This window comes from Pseudomonas sp. WS 5503 (assembly GCF_012985385.1).
In the GTDB taxonomy this organism is placed as follows: Bacteria; Pseudomonadota; Gammaproteobacteria; order Pseudomonadales; family Pseudomonadaceae; genus Aquipseudomonas; species Aquipseudomonas paracarnis.
Map to the genome: position 1 here is coordinate 1 of NZ_JAAQWI010000005.1, position 22,941 is coordinate 22,941.

Here is a 22,941-nt window from a genome sequence, read left to right on the forward strand (position 1 = left end):
AGTTCCAGTACATCCTGCGCGATGAGTCGATGCACCTGAACTTCGGTATCGACGTGATCAACCAGATCAAAATCGAAAACCCGCACTTGTGGGATGCCGAGATGAAAGAAGAAGCGACCCAGATGATCCTGCAAGGTACGCAGCTGGAGATCGAATATGCGCGGGATACCATGCCGCGTGGGGTGTTGGGCATGAATGCGGCGATGATGGAAGACTATCTGAAGTTCATCGCAAACCGTCGCCTGTCGCAGATCGGCTTGAAGGAAGAGTACCCAGGCACGACTAACCCGTTCCCGTGGATGAGCGAGATCATGGACTTGAAGAAAGAGAAGAACTTCTTCGAGACCCGTGTGATCGAGTATCAGACCGGCGGCGCGCTGAGCTGGGATTGATCCGGACTAAGCACTAAAGGAAGCCCTGGCATGTTCAGGGCTTTTTTTCGTCGGTAAAAAGGAATTTGCTATTTCTTGAAGTACATCACTTCAAACACCTGGCCCGGAAGGGTTCGGATCGCCCCACCAATGCTGTAGCCTTGTGCCCCAATTGCCATCAGCGTTGTCACCGGTTTTACCGAAGAGATTTACGCCAAGATCGGAAGACTGGCACGGCAGTAGGCTCCTGTTGTCATAGCTGATGCATGCTTAATACTATTAGATAGGACCTAGGCCAACCCGTGTACCCAGACATGCTCGAAGCCGAACCTAAGGCCTGAGTACTCTCTGCCTCCGACAAGCCTACACTCTCTTTTTTCGTTCAGAACCAGCGCCTGACCTTCCACTTCATCGGAAGTGCAAATCCGTGAGCCAATATGCCGAAAAAGGCAATCCACTCGATGATGGGATATTGAATAATAAAATCAGTCCTAATCCCAAAAAAAGGAAACTCGCCATACTTAATAACCTCAATATAGGACACCACAAAATAGCCGTTATAGACCACACAAGAATACAGCTTTATATGATTCAAATCACACCCAGAAAACCTCCTTTTCAGAGCATAAGCGGACCATACGCCACCCATCACAAACAACGCAGACCAGAGCACAATCATTCATTAAGCCTTTTATATATTTGCCTACCGGTCTCGTAGTCGGTATAAGCTTCCAACCCTAACGGCGCGGCACCCATAGTTTTATAAGCCCGTTCTTTATCCGATCTTATGTATCTAAACAATCGCCATGCGTCAGGTTTAATCACACGCCTACCAAGACTGTACATTGACAATCCTATATCCGTACCACCGTAGGCTAGGTCGCCTTCACGCTCACCATATCCAAATGACGTTGCTGCGGCGCGATATGCGCTCCTGACTGGTCCCGCTGTATCTGAGACATCATTCATTAAATTGCGACCGTTCTCATAAATATTATTAGCGCCGTGTGCCATGATCGGGATACCCGCCAGCAAACACAGCGTACCGACTGAGGCGTAGCAAATTCCTGCCCCAGTCGCAAACTGAAGTGCGCCCGCGATAACCCCGATGCCTTTGCTCCCCACCTCCAGGGATTGGTTTATGAGGCTTTTTTGTTCGCGCCTTATTTCCTTCAACCCCTGATCAATTGTTTTCATGCCTTCCTCAACATCCCTAACAATACTCCGCGCGTAATAAGCCACCTCCCGATTGAACTGTAACCGAACAACCCCATCATTAATATTCCGAGCACTGATGGTACAAGCTTGGTTAGTCAGATACGCTGCAGCCTGACTAACCACCCAGATATCGTAAAATGTGGGCTGCTGTTTTTCATATTTTTTATTCACCGACCTGTCTCCCAAGTACTGAAGCCACTTGTTCCCGCCTGATGATGAGTCCAGATTATTTCACGATATTTAAGCGCAACATGCTCTTGTGCCTCTGCATCAATATGCAAAACAGAATGCGGTACGTCGACAGTGAGGTCGGTGATGATGCAGCCTCGAATATCGACGCTGTAGTATTTTTCATGCCAGCCCGATTGGGCGATCCGATAAAAATTGATGACGCAGTTGAGCTCTTCCCTGTTGGAGAGCGCTACCGCCAGCAAGGGTGACGATTTATCGATATTTTTGGTAATGGCAATCGGCCCATGACTCGACGCCCTGACGTTGCCCCTGTTGGCCATATTATGGTGAAAGGACAGCACCATTATCTCGTCGCAGTGCCCCTCCTGCCACTTGTTGCCGATAGAGTCTTGAGTCGAACACTTTGCAGAAATCAGACCTTGGGATTTGCCGCTGATGGTCATGTAGCCGTGGTTTGCCATAGGGTTAACGCCTTGTTGTTTTTGGCATTTACCATACGAAAAATAGCAAATAGGAAATATCGGAAAGTTCGCTTTAAGTGGTGCGAGTGGTATGTAGGAAATTTAACCCACACTCCAATCAGTCGGCCAAAACACTTGTAAGACCTAACTGCACTCGCTCTCGAATGAGCGTGCCGGAACCTCGGAAGCCCCACTCCTGGCTCAGGGGTAGTAAACTCGTATCGCCATAAACGCATGGACCGTCGCACGCACACAAAAGAGCGCAGAGGCTGACCCGCAGCGTCCAGGCTGAACCGTCAACCTGAACCCCGGCAGGCAAGCGCCAGTCACAACGCTATGAAACCGCCCTACCTGATAAGGACCACCCGTGAACCCAGACATGCTCGAAGCCGGCCCCGCAGACGCCAAAGTACTTTCCGTCTTTGACTTCGACGGCACCCTTACCCACCACGACAGTTTCGTGCCCTTCCTCAAGTTTGCCTTTGGCCCCGGTGAGTTTTATGGCCGGATGGTCAAGCTGGCGGTGCCGGGGCTGCGGTTTTTGGTGCGGCAGATCAGCCGGGATGAGCTGAAGGCGCAGTTGATTCGCACCTTTATGACTGGGGTGGAGAAGACGTGGGTGCAGCAGAAAGCCGAGGAGTATTGCCAGCGCAATTGGGCGCGGTTGATGCGCCCGGCGGGGGTGTTGTCGGTGGAGCAGGAGTTGGGCTCGGGGGCGGTGGTGACGCTGTGCTCGGCGTCGCCGGCGTTGGTGTTGCAGCCGTTTGCCGATCGGCTTGGGATCAAGTTGATTGGGACTGAGCTTGAGGTGGTCGACGGGGTGTTGACCGGCAAGCTCACTGGGAATAACTGCCGTTGTGAGAATAAGGTGCTGCGGCTTGAGGCCGTGTATGGCGACCTGGGGGAGTATCGGCTCAGGGCCTGGGGCGATACGCGTGGGGATCGGGAGTTGTTGGCGGCGGCGCAGGATGCGCATTTTCGGCATTTTCATGCGAAGAAGAAAAAGCGGGCTCGGTTGCAGCGGTGATGTGGGTAGGTGGGGTTGGCGGGGAGACCGAGGCGATCCCTTCGCAGCCTCGCTGGGGCTCGACAGCTCCCACATTTGAGCTTTGTTGAGGCTTAGGCCGGCGTCTTCAGGTCTACACCCAGCGCTGTTGCGAAGGCTTTTACCATCGGGCTTCTCGGCGCGTTGTGGCGCAGGATCAGGTTGAACGCGGTGCTCAGGTGCACTTGCTCTGGGCACAGTGCGCGCAGGCGCCCTTCCCTCACCAGTGGCGTGGCGTAGTGTTCTGGCAGAAAGCCCAGGAAGCGGCCGGTGAGGATCAGGATGGCGACGGCTTCCACTTGTGAAGCCGAGGCGGACTGGCTGTCGTGGCTGACGAAGTTGGCCTTGTCGCGATGGATCGCATACCGATGGTTGACCACTTCGTATTGGCGAAGCGCATCGGGGGTGATGTCGCTCGCAGTGAACAAGGGATGCCCTACGGCGCAGTAGGCGTGGGCCTTTTCTTCGTAGAGCGGGAAGTAGCCGAATTCTTCACGGCGTTGGTACACCGGGACAATGCCGGCGACCAGGCGCCCTTCCACTACTCCGCGTTCAACTTCGTCCAATTGCGAGGCGTGTAGGCGCAATCTTATTTTTGGCGATTGGCGATGTAAGTTGCCCAGGGCGGTAATCAGTGGGGAATTAACGTCGGAGACGGTGTTATCGATAACTCCCACACTCAGGTCGCCGATCAGTTCGTTTTGCGCCGAACTAAGCTTGTCGCGAAAACTGTCCACTGAGGTAAATAACTCGATGGATGCTTGATACACCAACTTGCCTTCTTCGGTCAGCCCGAACCCTTCGCGGCCCCGTGTGCACAGGCGCATGCCGATGCGAATCTCCAGGTCGGAGATCTGTTTGCTGATGGCCGCCAGGCCCACGTTCAGCTCGTTTTGCGCAGCACTGAAGCCGCCGGCTTCGACCACGGCCATAAATACCCGCAGCAATTTGAAGTCCAGCCCACTCAGTTGCAGCGGTGCTCGTGTGCCGGGTTTTGGCGGCAGGTTTCCAGAAGTGGAAAGTGGGGTTTCCATAATGCGCGTTGACCTCGAGTGCCATATTCAACAGGCTTGAACCCAATCCTTGAACATAGCCAGGCGGCGATAATGAACATAAACATCCGCCCTTGGCAACCTTGAATACGGCGCGTCAGATGCCGGTTCTACACCGATAAACTTCTGTTGAAACTGCCTCCGACTCTTCTAAAAACAAGCGTGAGGAATACCCATGTCCCAGCCCACCGACCGCCTTTGGGGCGCTCGTTTCAAGACCGGTCCGTCTGCGGCGTTGGCCGCGTTGTCGCGTTGCCCTGAGCGCTATTTTCGCCTGACGCCCTACGACCTGGCCGGCTCCCGCGCCCATGCCCGTGAGTTGCAGCGCGCCGGTTTGCTGGATGAGTCGGAAACCCTGCGCACCCTCGAAGCCCTGGACCGTATCGGTGAGGATTTCGCCGCCGGTCGCCTGCATCCCACCCTGGATGACGAGGACGTGCACACCTTTATTGAACGCGTATTGACCGAGCGCCTCGGTGCCCTGGGCGGCAAGTTGCGTGCCGGACGTTCGCGCAATGACCAGACGGCCAACGACCTGCGCCTGTTCCTGCGTGACCATGCGCGCACCATCGCCAACGAGGTGTTGGGTTTGCAGCAGGCGCTGGTTGAACAGGCCGAGCAACATGTGCAGAGCATCTGCCCGGGCTTCACCCATTTGCAGCAGGCGCAACCCATTGTGTTCGCCCATCACTTGCTGGCTCACGCGCAGTCGATGCTGCGCGATGTGCAGCGCCTGGTGGATTGGGATGCGCGTACGGCCCTGTCGCCGTTGGGCGCGGCAGCGATGGCGGGTTCCGCGATAGCGCGTCAGCCAGAGCACTCGGCCAGGGAAATGGGCTACACCGGGCCATGCGAAAACTCCATCGACGCTGTCGCCAGCCGTGACCATGTGGCGGAGTTCCTGTTTGTGGCCGGCATGCTCGGGGTGAATATTTCGCGGCTGTCGGAGGAGTTTTGCCTGTGGTCGTCGCGCCAGTTTCGCTGGGTAGTGCTAGACGATGCCTACGCCACCGGCAGTTCAATCATGCCGCAGAAAAAGAACCCGGACATTGCCGAATTGGCGCGGGGCAAGGCCGGGCGTTTGATCGGCAACCTGACCGGGCTGATGTCGACGCTCAAGTCGTTGCCGCTGTCCTACAACCGTGACTTGAGTGAAGACAAGCACAGCGTGTTGGATAGCGTGGACACCTTGCTGCTGGTGTTGCCGGCGATGGCCGGCATGGTGGCGACCATGAAGGTGCAGGTAGAGGAGTTGCGGCGCCAGGCACCAATGGGCTTTACCTTGGCGACTGAGGTGGCGGATTGGTTGGCCACCCGTGGTGTGCCGTTCAAGGAGGCCCATGAGATTACCGGCGCGCTGGTGCAGGCCTGTGAGCAGCATGAGATTGAGTTGTGGCAAGCCTCACCGGCGATGTTGGCCGAGGTGGATGGGCGACTCACCCCGGACGTGCGCGACTGCCTGACCCTGGAGGCGGCGATTGCGGCGCGCAGTGGGTGGGGTGGGACGGCGCCGGAGCGGGTGAAGGAGCAGATTGGACGGTTGAAGATGGCGTTGGCGGCTCAGCAAAAGTGGACTGAAAGTTATCAAGGATTTCGGATTTAAGCCGGTGACGATCGTTCCCACGCACTGCGTGGGAATGCATCCCGTGACGCTCCGCGTCGTCACGTTACGCGCCAACGGCGGGACGCGGAGCGTCCGAGGCGGCGTTCCCACGCGGAGCGTGGGAACGATCACGCATCAAGAATAAATTTTGGAGTAGCAACATGAACCAAACTCCGGCCGAGCGCTTGGAAGCCGAGCGCAAGTTGTCCGAAAACCAGTTCGATATCACCCAGTACGAACATGTGCCGCGGCGCTATTACGGGCGGATGTTTTTTGCCACCCTGATCGTGATTGTGTTGGCGGCGCTGTTGCGCGCGTTTGCCAATGGCCAGATCGAATGGTCCTACATTGGCCAGTTCCTTACGTCGCAAGCCATCCTCTGGGGCCTGGTGAACACCATCGTCATGTCGATCCTGGCGATGGCATTGGGCGTAGTGATCGGAGTGATCACGGCGATCATGCGCATGTCGGCCAACCCGATCCTGCGTTACGTGGCCATCACCTACACCTGGTTGTTTCGCGGTACACCGCTGATTTTGCAGCTGCTGCTGTGGTTCAACCTGGCGTTGATCTTCCCGGTGATCACGATTCCGGGCCTGTTCAGCATCGACACCGTGGACCTGATGACGCCATTCGTGGCCGCCCTGCTCGGCTTGAGCATCAACCAGGGCGCCTACACCGCTGAAGTGGTGCGTGCCGGCTTGCTGTCGGTGGACACCGGCCAATACGAGGCGGCCAAGTCCATCGGCATGCCGAGCCTGCAGGCGCTGCGCAGGATCATTCTGCCGCAGGCGATGCGCGTGATCATCCCGCCCGTCGGCAACGAGTTCATCAGCATGGTGAAAATGACCAGCCTGGCCAGTGTCATCCAATACTCCGAGCTGCTGCACAACGCGCAAAACATCTACTACGCCAACGCCCGGGTGATGGAGCTGCTGATTGTGGCGGGCATCTGGTACCTGGCGGTGGTGACTGTTCTTTCATTTGGTCAAAGCCGCCTCGAGCGCCGTTTTGCCCGCGGCGCCGGCAAGCGTTCGTAAGCCTGGGTTGAGGAGATTTGCCCCATGAGAAGCATCGTCAAGGCTGTCAACCTGAACAAGTATTACGACCAGTATCACGCCTTGCGTGACATCAATATCGAGGTCGAGCAAGGCGAGGTGATGTGCATCATCGGCCCGTCCGGCTCGGGTAAAAGTACCCTGCTGCGTTGCGTCAACCAGCTGGAAAAAATCGACAAGGGCGGCCTGTGGGTCGATGGCGAATTGGTTGGTTATCGAGTGGTCGGCAACAAGCTGCACGAGATGAACGAAGCACAGATCGCCCGCCAGCGCCTGGCCACCGGCATGGTGTTCCAGCGCTTCAATTTGTTCCCGCACATGACTGTGTTGCAAAACATCATCGAAGGCCCGTGCCAGGTGCTCAAGCGCTCGCCCAAGGAAGCCATCGAAGACGCGCTGGAACTGCTGGCCCGCGTTGGCCTGGCGGACAAGCGCAATGCTTACCCGGTGGAGTTGTCCGGTGGCCAGCAACAGCGTGTGGCAATCGCCCGTGCCTTGGCGATGCGCCCCAAGTTGATGCTGTTTGACGAACCCACGTCAGCCCTCGACCCGGAGCTGGTAGGTGAAGTGCTGTCGGTGATGCGCGATTTGGCCACCACCGGCATGACCATGATCGTAGTCACCCATGAATTGGGCTTCGCTCGCGAAGTGTCCAACCGCATGGTGTTTATGGACGCCGGCCAGATTGTGGAAGCCGGCAGCCCGGAAGACATTCTAATAAGCCCACAAAACCCGCGTACCCAAAGCTTTATTTCTGCCGTTCGCACTTAACTAAAAAACTAACGAGAACGCCCCTATGAAGAAAATATTTATCCCTACCTTGCTTGCAGGCCTGATGGCCTCCTCGTATGTATTCGCGGCCTTGCCGCAAGCCATCAAGGACAAGGGTGAGATCAGCGCGGCCATCGTGCCGAACTATCCGCCGATGGACTTCAAGGACCCGGCCACCAACAAACTCACCGGTTTTGATTTCGACCTGGGCAACGCCCTGGCCGAGCGACTGGGCGTGAAGATCAAATGGCAGGAAACCGGCTTCGAACAAATGCTCAGCGGTCTGACCACCAAGCGCGTGGACATCGTGCTGTCGGGCATGACCGATACCGCCGAGCGCCAGAAAGCCGTGACCTTCATCGACTATTTCACCAGCGGCCCGCAGCTCTACACTTTGGCCAAGCGCGAAGAGATCAAGGAATTGACCGACCTGTGCGGTAAAAAAGTCGGCACCAGCCGCCGCACCACCTGGCCGTCTGAAATTACCGCCTGGAGCAAGGCAAACTGCGAAGCGGCGGGTAAGCCGGCAATCGTGGTGATCGGCACCGAAGGCTCGGCAGATGCGCGGGCGCAGTTGCAGCAGAACCGCCTGGATGCGGCGATGCAGGGCAGCGAGACCATTCCTTATTTGATGTCGCTGGACAAGGGCAAATACAAGCCGGTGGGGCTGGCGATTTCCAAGCAATTCACCGGGCTTGGGATTGAGAAGAGCAATACCGAGTTGGTCACGGCGATCAGTGAGGCGTTGCAGGGCATGATTGATGATGGGACCTACGGCAAGATCCTGAAGAAGTGGGATCTGGAACAAGGTGCGGTAGAAAAAATCACCATCAACTCTGGCCAATAACGCCATCGAATGTAGGAGCTGGCTTGCCTGCGATAACGGTGGGTCAGCTAAAACAATGTTGGCTGTTACTCCGCTATCGCAGGCAAGCCAGCTCCCACACTCAATCTGCGTTCGCTGGTGATCTGAGTCGTGTAGGTAAGAATCACAAGGAGCCCACCCCACCGTGACCACCTACTCCCTGGTAATCCGTCGCCTGATGATATGCTCGGTGACCATCGTGGTCAGCCGTGCCATGACCAGCCCGTTGCTGGCCCTCTGGCTGAGCACACGCCTGGGCCTCAACCAGCAGGACATCGGCCTGCTGATGGGGGTCGCCGTGTTCATCGCCACGCTCCTGGGTTTGTACGGCGGCTACATCATCGACCGTCTGGAAAAGCGCAAGCTGTTGATCCTGGCCATGCTCTCCAGCTCCATCGGTTTTTTGTTGCTGACCTTTGCCAGCAACCTCTACCTCACCACGCTGACCCTTGTTGTGACTGAAGCCGCGTCGGCGCTGTTCCTGATCGGCTCCAAGGCGATCATCAGCGAAAACCTGCCGGTGGGTGAGCGCGCCAAGGTGTTTTCCCTGCGCTACACCCTGACCAATGTCGGCTATGCCACGGGTCCGATGTTGGGCGTAGTGATTGCCGGCCAATTGCCGTGGGCACCGTTTTTGATCGCCAGCGCCATTGCCTTTGGCAGCTTGTTCCTGATGATCGGCATTGCGCCGACCCAGCGCGACGACAGTCATAAGCCTCAGAGTTTCCTCAGCACCCTGCGCACCTTGCGCAGCGACCGCACGCTGATCCTCTTCACCAGCGGCAGCCTGTTGAGCACCATCGTCCATGGGCGCTACACCCTTTATCTGTCGCAGTTTTTGCTGGTGGCCTACACACCCGACCAGGCACTGAAAATTCTGTCTGCGGTGCTCGCCTGCAACGCCATCACCGTGATTTTGATGCAGTACCAAATCGGTCGTTTCCTCAAGCGCGAGCAACTGCGCCATTGGATCGTGCTGGGCACCCTGCTGTTTATTGCCGGGTTGGTCGGCTTCAGCCAGGCGCACAGTCTGCTGACCTGGTGCCTGGCAATGTTCGTGTTCACCCTGGGTGAGATGATCATCTACCCCTCGGAGTTCCTCTTTATCGACACCATCGCGCCGGATGCACTACGCGGCAGTTATTACGGCGCACAGAACCTGGCCGCGTTTGGCGGGGCCATGAGCCCGGTGATTTGTGGCTATCTGCTGATCAATGCGGCGCCCACCAGCATGTTCTTTGCCCTGGCCGCACTCACGGCCATGGGTGGCACCCTGTGTTTCTTGAGCGGGCGACGCGTGGCAGGTTCTTGCTGATATTTACGCAAGATCCGGCTATTAATAGCCAAACCTCTGACGGACCCGAGCCCCATGAAATTCGACACGGCCTACAGCTTGAGTCTCGACGACAAGCTGTCGATCTACGACGTGCGAGATCTGAATTTCGATGAAACTACCGCCTTCGATTCCGACAAGGACAGCTTCTTGTGCCCCAACGACGCCTGCCGTGCGGCGTTCGATAGCGCCAATGCGTTGAGTACCTTCAACGCCAAGAACGTCAACTACCAGCGCACGCCGCACTTCAAGAACAAACCCGGAACGCGGCATATCGACGGCTGCCGCTATGCCGGCAGCCATAAACCTGCGACGGGTGAAAATGACGACGAGCGTGAGGAAAATTTCCCATCAGAATTTGTGCTGACGCGGCGACTGTACGAGCCTAGGACGCCGGTAGTCGGCACCGCTGCAAGCGTCCTGCAGGAGCCGACGAAAGTGCCCGCAAACCGCGCTACCACCTCTTCTGGCAGCAATGACTCGATCCCGGACAAAACCAGCGTATTCGCACACCCAGTGGAGTGCTACGTGTCCAACATCGATGACAAGGACAAGCTCAAGGCCATGCCCTTGAAGATCGGTGAGCACACGGCGACCTACTGGGCATTCTTCAAGAAGATCGAATACCTGCAAGACAACCAGGGTTTGATTTACTGGGGCAAGATCAAGACCATCAAGGACTACACCAGCAGCTTTCGCATCGACTTCGAAAAGAAGGTGTGGCTCGACAAGAAGCCCTATTCGGTAAATGTCTACCTGAGCAAAAAGCTTATCGAAAACTACCGCAAGCGCACGGCATTCCTGGAACAGATCAAGGCGGCAGCCAGCAGCGAACGGCCGCTGTATTGCTTTTTCTACGGGGTCACGCCGCAGCTTGTGCAGGTGCCCAGCCAGAAAAAACCCGAGCAGACGTTCGGGGTATTCAGCGCCAGGATCGAAAACCTGGATCACCTGATTATTCGCGAGGCGCCGGGGCTGGAATCATAAGGGGTTGCAACGCCAATGGATGAGCGGTAGAAACAACTGTACAAAAACACAGTATAGTTGCGCCTCCCCTGTCGAACCTGGAGAAACCCCATGTCCTCTCTGGCAATGAGTTCTTTCGTAGAACAACAGATCGTCTTGCATCAATTCACCACCAAACACTGCGCGCAGGCGCGCGTCATGCTGGGCTGGAGCCGCGAAGAGCTGGCTCGCCAGGCTGGCGTGGCGGTGCAAGCAATTGAGAAACTGGAAGGCCACGGCGACGTGGACGATGAAACTCGTTTGATCCTGGCGTTTCGCCTGGAGGCCGAAGGGCTGGTATTTTTCCCGGGGTTCGCACCGGGGTGGGGGATGAGTGCGCGGCGGCTTGATACCGCCGCAGCGCAACCTTCTGCGCAAGGCCTCATTTCCCGGTTGATGGGTTCAACCACCGCAACCATTGACTCACAAACGCCTCAACCCAATGGTGCGTAGAGCCCAGGTGTTTCTCCGGGCGCTTCAATAGTTTCAAATGCACCTGTGGCGGTCGATTGAACCCTGGCACAACCTCTGCGAGGCAGCCGTCTGCAGAGGCTGATTCAAACTCAAGTGTCAGTAGTCTCAACCGCGTCCTCTGTACTGGCAGGTGTCGGTGTGAAGGGAGCACCTGGGAGAAAAGCCGGTTTTTGAATGGCCTGTGAGGCTTGTTCATAACCATAGGCGACTGACAGCAAGGTAGCTTCACTGTTGGCGGAGCCATACACGTAAAGTGCCGTGGGCATGCCGTCTTCATCCATGCCTGACGGAACGGATATGCCTGGGTACCCGGCCGCAGCGCTGAAAAAATAATTGTGGGACTGGAAGTTCGACACCATGGCGTCGAGCTTGTGCTCCTTCATGGGGTCATCAATGGTGTTCTGAAATATAGGAAGAATGGCTTTCCACAGCGCATCGCGATCTTTCTGGTTGGTTTGCACCCCATTGATCATTTCCAGCAGTTTCTGGTCAGGCTCACCAGGTTTCTGGGTGCGGTTGATAAAAGCAATCAGCTCAGAGAGTGATTTGACCGGCAAACCTTCTCGCCCAGCCAGGTAGTCTTCCAACGCTTGCCTGACGTCCGAGAACAGCGCGTTGTTATAATCGTCATAGGTTTGTTCGGGGACGCCAGCATCCAACCGCGCCATCGGCACCAGAATCGCCCCTTGGGCCTTCATCACGTCGAGCGCCGCCTCATAATGCTTGCGGTCTGCTCGCTTGGCCGGGTCCTTGGCCTCCTCAGTGGACAACTCAGGTAAAGGGGTATAGCCAATTCGCTTGTCCTTCAAGGCGTCGGAGCGCAGGCCCTTGGTGTAGGCAGTGGTCTCGGTCATTGCGTTAAGCGCTTCTGCCGCATCACAGATATTGCGGGTAAAAGTCCCCACCGCATCCATGCGAGTGCTGGTCATGACGCCTTCGGTACTGACCAGGCCCGTCGTTGTTTTCAGGCCAAACACACCGTTGTAGGCGGCGGGGCTGATGATCGATCCGTTGGTTTCCAACCCCAGTGCCACAGGCACATGCCCTTGGGCGACCGCCACTGCCGAACCTGAACTCGACCCAGCCACCGGCCCTCCGAGTCGATGAGGGTTCAGCGTCTGGCCACCTCGGGAGCTCCAGCCATCCACAGGTAATAGTGACCGAAAGTTGGACAGCTCACTCATGTTGGTTTTCCCCACAATCACCACTCCGTTCTTCAACAAATTGTCGACAACCTTGGCGGTTTTAGTGGCCGGCGTGCCCACCAAAGCCTTCGAACCTGCACTGGTCTGCATGCGGTCGTTGGTTTCAAAGACATCCTTCAGCGCTATCGGCACCCCATGCAAGTGCTTGAGTACGCGGCCATTGGCACGTTCCTGGTCGCGGGCCTTCGCCTCCCTCATGGCATCCGGGTTGGTTTCCAAAAACGCATTGCCGCCCTGTAGCCCACGATCAATATTGGCAATCTGCTTGAGCGAGTCCCTCAACAGTGACTCTGAGGTAACGCCGCCACCTTGGCCCATCTCCAATGACATCTGGCAGGCACTCTTGAAACCTTGCACAGGGTTTGCAAGTTCCTGAAGCAGGCCTGTCGCCCATCCACTTACCGAAACTGGTCCGATCATGAAATTCCCCTCTGTCTAACTGGATGTGAGCGTTATCGGTCGATAACACCGCACCAGTCTAAGAGCCGACACCCCATCACTATTTCGGGCGAATCCTGCTGCTGCGTCCTACTCTTCCCAGCCCGACGTAGTCTTCAATAACGTCTATGGCCGTAGCTGGCGGTAAGCGCGTACCAGTGCTGCCAAACGATCACCTGCCCAGCGTGCACCGTAAAACCAGACTCTGGTGCCATCCTCCAGGGTTTCACACACCGTGGGGTATCCGCTTCTTGAGGCGTTATGAAAGGCGGCTTCGGGGTCCTCCGACACCAAGGCATCCAGGCGAAGGCCTGCCACCAGCTCATCGATTTCACGACAGGCCTGCTGACTGTCGCCGCTGCGCTGCATGTCCACCGCTACCCATTGGACACCGGCCCTGCGCAGGGTGTCGAAGACTCGGTGCAAGGCCTCACTGTGTTCGACCCGTTCAACGTGATTGCCCTGCACATAGCGCTCGACATACCCGACCCGATAGCCCGTCAACGCCCGCGTGGCGGTGAACGTGGTGTTATTCAACACGAGCGGTACCTCTACCATCACCGGTTCGGTAGGGTCCTCGCCGCTGAGGGCGACAAGTGATAGCGAGGGGTCACGCACCGGCCGTAGATGGGGCGCCAGGGCGTTATACCCAGGGATGAGCATGGCGCCCGCAGCCTGTTCGGTGCCAAAGACAATAGAGGTGGGTGCAGCATGGGGGGGTGAAGCGGGTACGTCGGCGGCGTTCATTGGCGGAGGTAGCGGTTGGGCTGGGGCACAAGGCACCCCTATTTTCCAAAGCTTCTTACAGTGGCTGTCCATCGAAACATCCTCCCGGAAATAAAATTTCCGCGGGATCATCGCACTCTCATTTGGCCTTTGTCGCAGAGCAGAAATTCGCTGAAAAACTCTTTTCCAAGCGGGCCATCGGCTCAGCTTGCTGCGTGTTCGTTGACCGGTTGAGGCTCCACTTCCAGCCACCAGGCCTGCCCGCGCTCGGGCTGGTTCAGGCGGAACGCCTGGCCCATTGCCGGGGTAGTGATCGAGATATTGCGCTCCCAGGCCAGGGCCATGATGCGGTCGAACGGTTCGTGCCAGGCGTGGAAGGCCAGATCGAAGGTGCCGTTGTGAATCGGCAGAAGCCAGCGCCCTTTCAGATCGATATGCGCCTGCAGCGTTTGCTCCGGCTGCATGTGCACATGGGGCCAATCGACATTGTAAGCGCCGGTTTCCATCAGGGTCAGGTCAAACGGCCCGTACTGCTCGCCGATGCGTTTGAAACCGTCGAAATAGCCAGTATCGCCACTGAAAAATATACGTCGCGTAGCGTCGATCATTACCCATGAGCACCACAGGGTCTGGTTGCCATCAAACAGGCCGCGCCCTGAAAAGTGCTGAGCCGGCGTGCAGACAAAACGAACGCCATCGACTTCGATGCCCTGCCACCACTCCAGCTGGCGCACTTTGCTGGCGTCTACGCCCCATTTGACCAGCGTGTCACCCACGCCCAGGGGCGCCAGGAAGTAGCGGGTCTTTTCGGCCAATTGGACTACCGCTTTGCGGTCGAGATGGTCGTAATGATTATGGGAAAGGATCACCGCTTCCAGCGCTGGCAGCTCATCAACACTGATAGGCGGCTGATGAAAACGCTTGGGGCCGGCCCAACTGAACGGCGAGGCGCGTTCGGCAAACACCGGGTCGGTGACCCAGAATTTACCACGCAGTTTCAGCAGCACGGTTGAATGGCCGAGGCGATACACGCTGTGATCAGGGGCGGCCAATAACTGCTCGCGGGTCAGTGGCTGTACCGGAATCTGCCCCACCGGCCGTGTCGTGCGCGGCTTGTTGAATAGCATGTTCCAGAAAATGCGCAGGGTCTTGCCCAAGCCACCGTGCTGCACCGGAGTGTCGTTGCTGAAGTGCCCCAGGCCCTGCTCGGCAGGCTTGGGCGCCGCGGGCGCCGGGTCGAGACGGGTTGAAATAGTGGCCATGACGATGTGACTCCGGCGGTCCGCTCAAGTATTACACTGCACAGTGTAGTTTCTAGATTGCAACAAAATCCGGAGCAAGTAAACTGCCCGGTGTAATTTCATTGTTGAGTCGAATGCCTTCCATGACTGCCCCCAAACGCCTCACCGAGCGTAAACGCGAAGCCATCGTGGCTGCGGCGATTGCCGAATTTCGCGAGAACGGCTTCGAGGTCACCAGCATGGACAAAATCGCCGCAACTGCTGGCGTTTCCAAGCGCACGGTGTACAACCATTTCCCCAGCAAGGAAGAACTGTTCGCCGAGATCCTCCACCAACTATGGGCCAGCAGCGTTGCCCAGCTGGACGTGATCTATACGAGCGACCGTCCGCTGCGCGACCAACTGCGCACGTTGCTGGAAGCGAAAATGCAGATGATGTCGGACGCCAACTTCCTCGACCTGGCACGCGTAGCCATTGCTGCCACCATTCATTCGCCGGAACGCGCTCAAGACATGGTCAACCGCCTCAGCGCACGAGAAGAAGGCTTTACCCAATGGGTGCGCGCCGCCCAGGAAGACGGCCGCCTCACCTGCACCGACCCGGGGTTCGCCGCCCACCAGATCCAAAGCCTGCTCAAGGCCTTTGCATTCTGGCCGCAGATTACCCTCGGCCAGCCCACCCTCGACCCTGCCGCCCAGGCAGGTGTTATCGAATCAGCCATCGACCTGTTCCTGGCCGGCTACGAAGTCAGCACTCCGCCCTCATACTAAGGCGCGTTATTGCAGAGCGTTTTGGCGTATTCCGCCCGTTGCGTGGCCGCCCATCCGGCCTGAGTTGTCTGATGACACCTCGTCTGAAACTTCATTCGCCGGCCTGCCGCAATAGCATAATGCCGCCATTGGTCGCCTGGTCAAAATAGTCCTGCCTGACGGGCGAACTTCCAGGTCGGTTGATCACTCTGACACCGTTGTTCTACCCCCCTCTGTCAGCATCAGGAAGCTGGCAATGAGCAAGTCAACCGTAAGGCCAGGGGCCCTACGGGGTCAGGCGCAAATACATGGACCCCGCATACGCTTGCATGCCCGAGCCCTCCACCATGCTATTCAACGCTCACAAGAAAACCATCAGTACCCTGCAACACAGCCTCGCCCAACAGACCAGCCTGCTGGACGCCATCGAACGCTCCATGGCCGTGATCGAATTCGACCTGCAAGGCACCGTGCTGCGCGCCAATGACAACTTCATCAAGACCATGGGCTACCGCGCCGAACAGATCCTGGGCCAGCCCCATCGGATGTTCTGTACCCCGGCGTTCGCCCGCAGCGCGGACTACAACCAGCTGTGGACGCACCTGCGAAACGGCCAATTCCAGTCGGGCACCTTTGAACGAGTAGGCGCCAACGGCGCCTCGGTGTGGCTGGAAGCCAGCTATAACCCGGTACGGGATGAAGCGGGGAATGTGATCAAAGTGGTGAAATACGCCATGGACGTCACCCCGCGTCTGCAAGCCGAAAGCGAAGCCAACGCCAAGCTCGAAGCCATCGACCGCGCCATGGCGATGATCGAGTTCAACCTCGACGGCACCATCATCACCGCCAACGGCAATTTCCTGCAGCGTATGGGCTACAGCCTGGCGCAGATTCAGGGCAAGCATCACCGCCTGTTTTGCACACCCGAGCTGGCCAACAGTGCGGCCTACAGCGAGTTCTGGAAGCGCTTGAACCAGGGCGAGCTATTCAATGGACAGTTCGAGCGGGTGGATAAACACGGCCAGGTCGTGTGGCTGGAAGCCAACTACAACCCGGTGTACGACGCCAGCGGGCGCCTGTGCAAAGTGGTGAAGTTCGCCTCGGATGTCACCGCCCGCGTGCTACAGCATGCCGCTGACGCACAGAGCGCCGCCCAGGCTTACCACCTGTCGTTGAACACCCAGGAGATGGCGGAAAAAGGCGCCGAGGTGATTCAGAAAACCGCCAGCGGCATGCGCGAAATTGCCGTGGATATCGACACTTCTTCGCAACTGATCGCCAAACTCGGCGAACGCTCGCAACAGATCACCGCCATCGTCAATACCATTCGCGGCATTGCCGACCAGACCAATCTGCTGGCCCTCAACGCCGCCATTGAAGCCGCCCGCGCCGGCGAGCAGGGCCGTGGCTTTGCCGTGGTGGCCGATGAAGTGCGGCAACTGGCGGCGCGCACCAGCGGCTCCACCGCGGAAATCTCCGGCATGATCGCCATGATCCAGGACGAAACCCGCCAAGCCATCGACAGCATGGACGCCACCCGCGACCGCGCCGCCCAAGGTGTGGAGCTGGCCAACCAGGCCGGCACGGTGATCCTGCAGATTCGCGAAGGCACCGGCGAAGCAGTACAAGCGGTAAGTGCGTTTGCCAATGAGCGGGGCAATCGCTGAGCCATTGGCGCTGGCTGTCTGCAGGTTAACTCCGCAGCCAGCGCACATGCCGCCCCAGTTCATCAAATAGCGTCACCACCGAGCGTAACGCCCGGCAATCAGGCCGCGTCAGCAACCACAGCGCCGTATCGTGCCCTGCCAGCGCAGGGCCCAGCGGTTGCAGGCCATCGCCCATCAGAAAATCCGGCAGCGCCGCCACGCCCAACCCCGCGCGCACTAATTCGGTCACCGACTGCATGCTGTTGCACCGATAACGGGGACGCACGCCCGGCAAATGCTCACGGCGCCAGATGACGGTGGGGTGATCGGGTAAAAAATCGTCCGGCGCGATCCAGGCCAGGTCGGCCCACTCATGGTCTGGGTGCAGGCGCGCATAGTCGGCACTGGCACACACCTGATAGGTCACCGCCCCCAGGCAACGTCCGACAAGATGCACTGGCGGCGTCTTGGTCAGGCGCAGGGCGATATCCGCATCGCGGCGGCTGAGGTTGGCGAAGTCATTGGAGGTGCTCAGTTCCAGGGTCAACGCCGGGTAGGCCGGCATGAACTGCGCGAGGGCCGGCAACAGCAAACCTTGCAACACCGAGTCGGTGCAGGTCAGGCGCACGGTACCGCTGATCACTTCACCGCCCTGCTCCACGCCAATACGCGCCGCCTCCAGCGCCTGCTCGGCACGCTCGGCCTGTTGGGCCAGGTTGCTCGCCAGGCTGGTGGGCAAATAACCGGCACGGCTTTTTTCAAACAGGGTCTGGCCCAGCGCCGCCTCCAGCCGCCGCACCGCACGGAATACCGTGGACACATCGACCCGCAGCAGCGCCGCCGCCCGCGCCAGGGTACCGCCGCGCACCAGGGCCAGGATCAACGACAGGTCGGCGTAGTCGATTTGATAGTGCGTGACTGCATTGAACATATGGGCAAACGCCAATATTGATTGCATGAGCGCCAATCTATAGTGGGTATCACCCCACCACAAGTCATGGACGTACATGATGCCAACCCCCGCGCTGCACCTTGCCCTGATCGGTGATTACAACCCCGATGTGACCGCCCACCAGGCCATTCCCATGGCCCTGCAACAGGCCGCCGACGTTCTGGGCCTGAACGTCCAAGTGCAATGGCTGGCCACCGACACCCTCACCTCCACTTCTGCCCTGAGCGACTTCGACGGTTTCTGGTGCGTGCCCGGCAGCCCCTATCGCGATGTCGACGGCGCCTTACGGGCGATACGTTTTGCCCGCGAACAAGGTCGCCCTTTCCTCGGTACCTGCGGCGGTTTTCAACATGCCGTGCTGGAATATGCCCGCCATGTGCTCGGCTGGGCCGATGCCCAGCACGGCGAATTAATGCCGGATGCTGAACGCGCTGTCATCACGCCGCTGAACTGCTCCCTGGTGGAGGTGAGCGACACCGTACGCCTGGCCCCGTACACGCGCATTGCCCAGGCCTACGGCCGCCTGGACATCCACGAGGGTTACCGTTGCCGCTACGGCATCAACCCCGCCTTTGCCGACGCCCTGCTGGACGCCAACCTGATTCCCACCGGCCACGATTCGGCGGGCGATCTGCGCGCGGTGGAACTGCTCGACCACCCGTTCTTCGTCGCCACCCTGTTCCAGCCCGAACGCGCCGCATTCAAGGGCATCACGCCGCCGCTGACGATTGCGCTGCTCAAGGCCTGCCAGGAGGTATCGGTATGATCGCCAAGACACCCGCCCCACCTTATTACGCGGTGATTTTCAGCTCGCTGCGCACCGGCGCCGACCTGGGTTATGGCGAGGCCGCCACACGCATGCTGGAACTGGCCAGGCAACAACCGGGGTTCCTTGGGGTGGAATCGGCGCGGGAGGATGGACTGGGGATTACCGTGTCCTACTGGGCCAGTGAGGCGGCGATACTGGCCTGGAAACAGCAGGCCGAGCATCGGCAGGTGCGCGAGCAAGGGCGGGCCACCTGGTATGCGGCGTTTCACACACGGGTATGCAAGGTAGAGCGGGCCTACACCTTCTCCACTTGAATCACCGAACCCGGTGGGAGCTGGCTTGCCTGCGATGCAGACACCTCGGTGATGCAGTGAAACCGCAGTGATACTATCGCAGGCAAGCCAGCTCCCACATTTGCTCGTCATCGTTAGCAATCGCGGACGCTCAGCTCACCAAACTACGCAACGCGCTGATCTGCGGGATCTCTACCCGACGCATATACACGCGTAGCGGCTCGGTAATGTTGATGCGGTCGTCGATATTCTGGTCGAGCAACAACTGCAGGCGGGCTCGGCACAGGGTCATGGTGTGGTCGGCGGCCGGCAGCCAGACGAACTCGGCCGTGGGGATGATGCCGTCATCGGCCACGTCCATGCCGAATGAGTCTTCGCTGAAACGTACGATGTACTGGCCGGTCTTGCGGTTGAGGCCGACAAATCCCTGGAGTTGGTCGGCAGCTTGGCAGATAAGCTCGGAAGTGATGCGCATGGTAAACCTCACTGAAAAGTCCCACAGGGACTGGAAAGATGGTTTACACGCGTGGCAGAAATTACCGCCCTCTGACGGGGCAGCTACCCGTAAGAATACTGCAACGCCCTGCAAAAAAGTCGACAAAATTGGCCGGTGCGCACGTTAATGTCGGTTTGGTGATAGCGCCGTTCGCAATCAATTGTTAAAAAGGACACCTTCTCAAAGTTACCTCCACGAAAGGACTTCGCATATGCCTGTCACGTTTTCCAAAAGCGCCTTGCTGCTGGCGTTGATGCTCGGCCTTGGCCAGGCACAGGCTGCCGAACCGGTCAGCCCGGCCGAATTGGCGACAAACGAAGGCATCCCCTATCCTGCCGTGATCGCTCACCGTGGCGCGTCCTACGACGCACCTGAATCCACCGCCGCTGCCTACAAGGTTGCACGCGACCTGGGTGCCGACTACCTGGAACTGGACTTGCAACGCAGTAAGGACGGCGTACTGTTCGCCCTGCACGACAACAACCTGCAGCGCACCACCGACGTTGCCACCAAGTTCCCCGAGCGCAAAGACGCGCCTGCCAACGAGTTCACCTGGAAAGAACTGCAAACCCTCGACGCCGGCAGCTGGTTCAACGCCGCCTACCCGGACCGCGCGCGCCCCGGTTTCGTTGGCCTGAAAATCCTGAGCCTGGACGACATCATCAAGATCGCCGAAGGCAACCCCTCGCACAAACCCGGCCTGTACATCGAGACCAAGGAGCCCAAGCAGTTCCCCGGTATCGAAGCCGACCTGAAAAACAAGCTGCTCGACAAAGGCTGGCTGAGCTCCGCCGGCTCCAAGCTGGGCAAGAGCAACACCGGTGTCGGCCAAGGCAAGGGCCGCGTGGTGCTGCAAACCTTCGAAACCGCCAGCCTTAAAGAGCTGCAGAAGGAAATGCCCAACACCCCGAAAATCCTGCTGTTGTGGGTAGGTGAAGGCAGCATCGAGCCCAAATCCAAAGTGACCTTCGCCGAGTCTGGCGAAGCCACCAAGGCCGCCTACTACGCCAAGCAAGAGCCCAAAGACGCCGCCGAATTCGAAAAGTGGGTCGATGAGGCCAAAAGCCTCGGCGCCATCGGCACCGGCCCGTCGGCTGAGCTGACCGACCACGGCGACCAGAGCTACACCGACCTGGTGAAGCCGGAAATGAACAAGCTGACCCACGACAAGGGCCTGCTGGTGCATGTGTATACCGTGGATGAGCCGGTGGACTTCGAGAAAGTCATGAAGGCCGGCGTCGATGGTATCTTTACCAACCGCGCCGCCGAGCTGTTGAAGTTCTACAAGCGCTGGCCGTCGTCCAGCGTGCAGGACCTGCTCAACGACCATAAGTACTAAAAGCGTTGGTGTCAGTGAGCCATTAAGGATGAGTTAAGTTGCGCTGGTTAATCTGGCGCCACTTAAACAGCTCAACCTAAGAAGGACATACACCATGAAAACCTTGACCGCCCTGTTCGCCGCTACTGCCCTGACCTTGACCGCCGGCCTGGCCCAGGCTGATGTTCGTCCAGACCAGATTCCCAGCCTGCTCAAGACCGGTGAAGTGATGGCGTTCGAAAAGCTCAACGCCGCCGCCGTCGCCCAACATGCCGGCGCTACCATCAACGATACCGAGTTGGATCACGAAGCTGGCAAGCTGGTCTACGAAGTGGACCTGACCGACACCACCGGCAAGAAATGGGATGTGAAGCTCGACGCCAAAACCGGTGCCGTGCTGGAAAACAAGCAAGACACCTGAGTTGAACCTTGAAAAAACGCGCCACCTTCGGGTGGCGCGTTTTTTTATGCGCGCCTCAAACCGTCACATAACCGTCATACCACCTTGCAATGATTCGCTCAGGAACCTGTGAAACGTCCTACAGGCCCTTTCTCTGCGAGTCGCCATGAACCACAGCATCGACCACGGCCATCAAGATTCCGATCTGTTTGGCCTGCTTTACGGTTTTCGTTTTCGCCCCGGCGAGAAAGGCCAACAAATTGATTCCGCCACCGCCCTCGCCACCTTACAGCAACCGCCAGACCCGGACGAATTCCTGTGGCTGCACCTGAACCTGGCGCACGCCGCCTGCGAGCGCTGGATGCAGGCGCATCTGTCATTGCCAGAAGAGTTTTTTGAAGCCTTGCATGAAGGCTCACGCTCCACGCGCATCGAGCATGTGGACTCGGCCTTATTGGCCGTGGTCAACGATGTGGTGTTCAACTTCAGCAGCATGGTGTCGTCGGATATTTCCACGCTGTGGGTGTGCGCGCGCAGCCGCTTGCTGGTGAGCGCACGCCTGCAGCCGTTGCACTCGGTGGATAAATTGCGCTCGTCGGTGAAGGCCGGCGAACACTTTCGCTCCCCCTTGGAGCTGTTGGTGCACCTGCTGCGCGACCAGGGCGAAGTGCTGACGCAGATCGTGCGCAAGACCAGCATCAGCGTTGACCAAATCGAGGATCAGCTGTTGTCTTCGCGCCTGTCCACCAACCGTGCCGAACTGGGCGCCGCCCGCCGCGTGCTGGTGCGCCTGCAACGCCTGCTGGCTTTGGAGCCGGGCTCGCTGCTACGCCTGCTCAATCGCCCGCCGCAATGGCTGCAAAAGGAAGACGTGAAGGAATTGCGCAAATCCACCGAGGAGTTTGCGCTGATCATCAACGACCTGACCGCCCTGGGCGAACGCATCAAACTGTTGCAGGAAGAGATTGCCGCCAACCTCAATGAACAGAGCAACCGCACATTGTTTACCCTCACGGTGGTGACGGTGCTGGCGCTGCCGATCAACATCATTGCCGGTTTTTTTGGCATGAATGTGGGTGGGGTGCCCCTGTCCCAAGACCCGGAAGGCTTCTGGATACTGGTGGCCTTGGTCGCAACCTTCACCCTGATCGCTGGGCGGTGGGCATTCCGCAAATTCTCAAATTGAAATAAGCCCAAAGGTGGGAACTGGCTTGCCTGCGATTGCGGTGTATCAGCCAAGACAATGCAAGCAGACCCACC

At 58.3% G+C, this 22,941-nt stretch carries 25 protein-coding genes and 1 pseudogene; 17 read left to right on the forward strand and 9 right to left on the reverse strand.

Annotated elements, in window-relative coordinates:
- The coding region (locus HBO10_RS14205; RefSeq protein WP_169922012.1) for a ribonucleotide-diphosphate reductase subunit beta at positions 1–392 on the forward strand (392 nt) is incomplete at its 5' end.
- Between the two features lie 71 nt (positions 393–463).
- Positions 464–614: pseudogene (locus tag HBO10_RS14210) on the forward strand (HNH endonuclease); the annotation flags it as partial.
- Positions 615–753: 139 nt separating this feature from the next.
- Here the strand turns inward: HBO10_RS14210 and HBO10_RS14215 are convergent.
- Genes HBO10_RS14215 through HBO10_RS14225 form a run of 3 tightly spaced genes read right to left on the reverse strand, consistent with a single transcriptional unit; the run spans position 754 to position 2,242 of the window.
- The gene (locus HBO10_RS14215; RefSeq protein ID WP_034128474.1) at positions 754–1,050 is read right to left on the reverse strand and encodes a hypothetical protein; all 297 of its coding nucleotides are present in this window, start codon (positions 1,048–1,050) and stop codon (positions 754–756) included.
- Positions 1,047–1,760: a DUF4225 domain-containing protein gene (locus HBO10_RS14220; protein WP_034128475.1), complete on the reverse strand. Its 714-nt coding sequence runs from the start codon at positions 1,758–1,760 to the stop codon at positions 1,047–1,049. The genes HBO10_RS14215 and HBO10_RS14220 overlap by 4 nt, the downstream gene beginning before the upstream one ends.
- Positions 1,757–2,242 carry an Hcp family type VI secretion system effector gene (locus HBO10_RS14225; protein ID WP_034128476.1) on the reverse strand — a complete coding sequence of 162 codons (486 nt, stop codon included), beginning with the start codon at positions 2,240–2,242 and terminating at the stop codon, positions 1,757–1,759. The genes HBO10_RS14220 and HBO10_RS14225 overlap by 4 nt, the downstream gene beginning before the upstream one ends.
- 379 nt (positions 2,243–2,621) lie before the next feature.
- Here HBO10_RS14225 and HBO10_RS14230 point away from each other — a divergent pair, with 379 nt between their 5' ends.
- Positions 2,622–3,269, forward strand: coding sequence for an HAD-IB family hydrolase (locus HBO10_RS14230; protein WP_034128477.1), 648 nt, complete (start codon positions 2,622–2,624; stop codon positions 3,267–3,269).
- 92 nt (positions 3,270–3,361) lie between these two features.
- On the opposite strand, the gene HBO10_RS14235 is transcribed toward HBO10_RS14230, so the two are convergent.
- Entirely contained in the window at positions 3,362–4,321 is a 960-nt protein-coding gene (locus HBO10_RS14235; protein ID WP_034128478.1) for a LysR family transcriptional regulator, read from the reverse strand.
- Between the two features lie 193 nt (positions 4,322–4,514).
- Between HBO10_RS14235 and argH the strand changes: the two genes are divergently transcribed.
- The 7 genes from argH (at position 4,515) to HBO10_RS14270 (ending at position 11,427) form a co-directional block, all read left to right on the forward strand.
- Positions 4,515–5,942: an argininosuccinate lyase gene (gene argH, locus HBO10_RS14240; RefSeq protein WP_034128479.1), complete on the forward strand. Its 1,428-nt coding sequence runs from the start codon at positions 4,515–4,517 to the stop codon at positions 5,940–5,942.
- Positions 5,943–6,103: 161 nt separating this feature from the next.
- Positions 6,104–6,982, forward strand: coding sequence for an amino acid ABC transporter permease (locus HBO10_RS14245; protein ID WP_034128480.1), 879 nt, complete (start codon positions 6,104–6,106; stop codon positions 6,980–6,982).
- Positions 6,983–7,006: 24 nt separating this feature from the next.
- On the forward strand, positions 7,007–7,771 hold the full coding sequence (locus HBO10_RS14250; protein WP_003193648.1) for an amino acid ABC transporter ATP-binding protein: 765 nt from the start codon (positions 7,007–7,009) through the stop codon (positions 7,769–7,771).
- 25 nt (positions 7,772–7,796) lie between these two features.
- Positions 7,797–8,618 (forward strand): ABC transporter substrate-binding protein, encoded by an 822-nt coding sequence (locus tag HBO10_RS14255; RefSeq protein WP_034128481.1) that lies wholly within the window; start codon positions 7,797–7,799, stop codon positions 8,616–8,618.
- A gap of 163 nt (positions 8,619–8,781) precedes the next feature.
- Entirely contained in the window at positions 8,782–9,951 is a 1,170-nt protein-coding gene (locus HBO10_RS14260) for an MFS transporter (RefSeq protein WP_034128482.1), read from the forward strand.
- Positions 9,952–10,005: 54 nt separating this feature from the next.
- A complete protein-coding gene (locus HBO10_RS14265; RefSeq protein WP_034128483.1) occupies positions 10,006–10,956 on the forward strand; it encodes a hypothetical protein in 951 nt (316 codons plus the stop codon).
- A 90-nt stretch (positions 10,957–11,046) separates the two neighbouring features.
- A complete protein-coding gene (locus HBO10_RS14270; protein ID WP_034128484.1) occupies positions 11,047–11,427 on the forward strand; it encodes a helix-turn-helix transcriptional regulator in 381 nt (126 codons plus the stop codon).
- Between the two features lie 110 nt (positions 11,428–11,537).
- On the opposite strand, the gene HBO10_RS14275 is transcribed toward HBO10_RS14270, so the two are convergent.
- From HBO10_RS14275 to HBO10_RS14285, 3 genes are all read right to left on the reverse strand, one after another.
- Positions 11,538–13,073, reverse strand: a complete 1,536-nt coding sequence (locus HBO10_RS14275) for an amidase family protein (protein WP_230633873.1) — start codon at positions 13,071–13,073, stop codon at positions 11,538–11,540.
- Between the two features lie 144 nt (positions 13,074–13,217).
- Positions 13,218–13,754 carry a hypothetical protein gene (locus tag HBO10_RS14280; protein WP_230633874.1) on the reverse strand — a complete coding sequence of 179 codons (537 nt, stop codon included), beginning with the start codon at positions 13,752–13,754 and terminating at the stop codon, positions 13,218–13,220.
- A 266-nt stretch (positions 13,755–14,020) separates the two neighbouring features.
- On the reverse strand, positions 14,021–15,079 hold the full coding sequence (locus HBO10_RS14285) for an MBL fold metallo-hydrolase (protein WP_034128485.1): 1,059 nt from the start codon (positions 15,077–15,079) through the stop codon (positions 14,021–14,023).
- A gap of 122 nt (positions 15,080–15,201) precedes the next feature.
- Between HBO10_RS14285 and HBO10_RS14290 the strand changes: the two genes are divergently transcribed.
- Positions 15,202–15,828 carry a TetR/AcrR family transcriptional regulator gene (locus tag HBO10_RS14290; RefSeq protein ID WP_034128571.1) on the forward strand — a complete coding sequence of 209 codons (627 nt, stop codon included), beginning with the start codon at positions 15,202–15,204 and terminating at the stop codon, positions 15,826–15,828.
- Between the two features lie 326 nt (positions 15,829–16,154).
- Entirely contained in the window at positions 16,155–17,474 is a 1,320-nt protein-coding gene (locus tag HBO10_RS14295) for a PAS domain-containing methyl-accepting chemotaxis protein (RefSeq protein ID WP_034128572.1), read from the forward strand.
- 25 nt (positions 17,475–17,499) lie between these two features.
- Here HBO10_RS14295 and HBO10_RS14300 read toward each other — a convergent pair whose 3' ends face one another.
- Positions 17,500–18,384, reverse strand: a complete 885-nt coding sequence (locus HBO10_RS14300; RefSeq protein WP_034128573.1) for a LysR family transcriptional regulator — start codon at positions 18,382–18,384, stop codon at positions 17,500–17,502.
- Positions 18,385–18,463: 79 nt separating this feature from the next.
- Here HBO10_RS14300 and HBO10_RS14305 point away from each other — a divergent pair, with 79 nt between their 5' ends.
- Positions 18,464–19,171 (forward strand): CTP synthase, encoded by a 708-nt coding sequence (locus HBO10_RS14305; RefSeq protein ID WP_034128486.1) that lies wholly within the window; start codon positions 18,464–18,466, stop codon positions 19,169–19,171.
- Positions 19,168–19,488, forward strand: a complete 321-nt coding sequence (locus HBO10_RS14310; RefSeq protein WP_034128487.1) for an antibiotic biosynthesis monooxygenase — start codon at positions 19,168–19,170, stop codon at positions 19,486–19,488. The genes HBO10_RS14305 and HBO10_RS14310 overlap by 4 nt, the downstream gene beginning before the upstream one ends.
- 130 nt (positions 19,489–19,618) lie before the next feature.
- Here HBO10_RS14310 and HBO10_RS14315 read toward each other — a convergent pair whose 3' ends face one another.
- On the reverse strand, positions 19,619–19,942 hold the full coding sequence (locus HBO10_RS14315) for a DUF2025 family protein (RefSeq protein WP_032895610.1): 324 nt from the start codon (positions 19,940–19,942) through the stop codon (positions 19,619–19,621).
- Positions 19,943–20,174: 232 nt separating this feature from the next.
- On the opposite strand from HBO10_RS14315, the gene HBO10_RS14320 reads away from it, so the two are divergent.
- From HBO10_RS14320 to HBO10_RS14330, 3 genes are all read left to right on the forward strand, one after another.
- Positions 20,175–21,302 (forward strand): glycerophosphodiester phosphodiesterase, encoded by a 1,128-nt coding sequence (locus tag HBO10_RS14320; protein WP_034128488.1) that lies wholly within the window; start codon positions 20,175–20,177, stop codon positions 21,300–21,302.
- A gap of 94 nt (positions 21,303–21,396) precedes the next feature.
- A complete protein-coding gene (locus tag HBO10_RS14325; RefSeq protein WP_034128489.1) occupies positions 21,397–21,702 on the forward strand; it encodes a PepSY domain-containing protein in 306 nt (101 codons plus the stop codon).
- Between the two features lie 145 nt (positions 21,703–21,847).
- Positions 21,848–22,867, forward strand: coding sequence for a transporter (locus HBO10_RS14330; protein WP_034128490.1), 1,020 nt, complete (start codon positions 21,848–21,850; stop codon positions 22,865–22,867).
- Positions 22,868–22,941 lie beyond the last annotated feature (74 nt).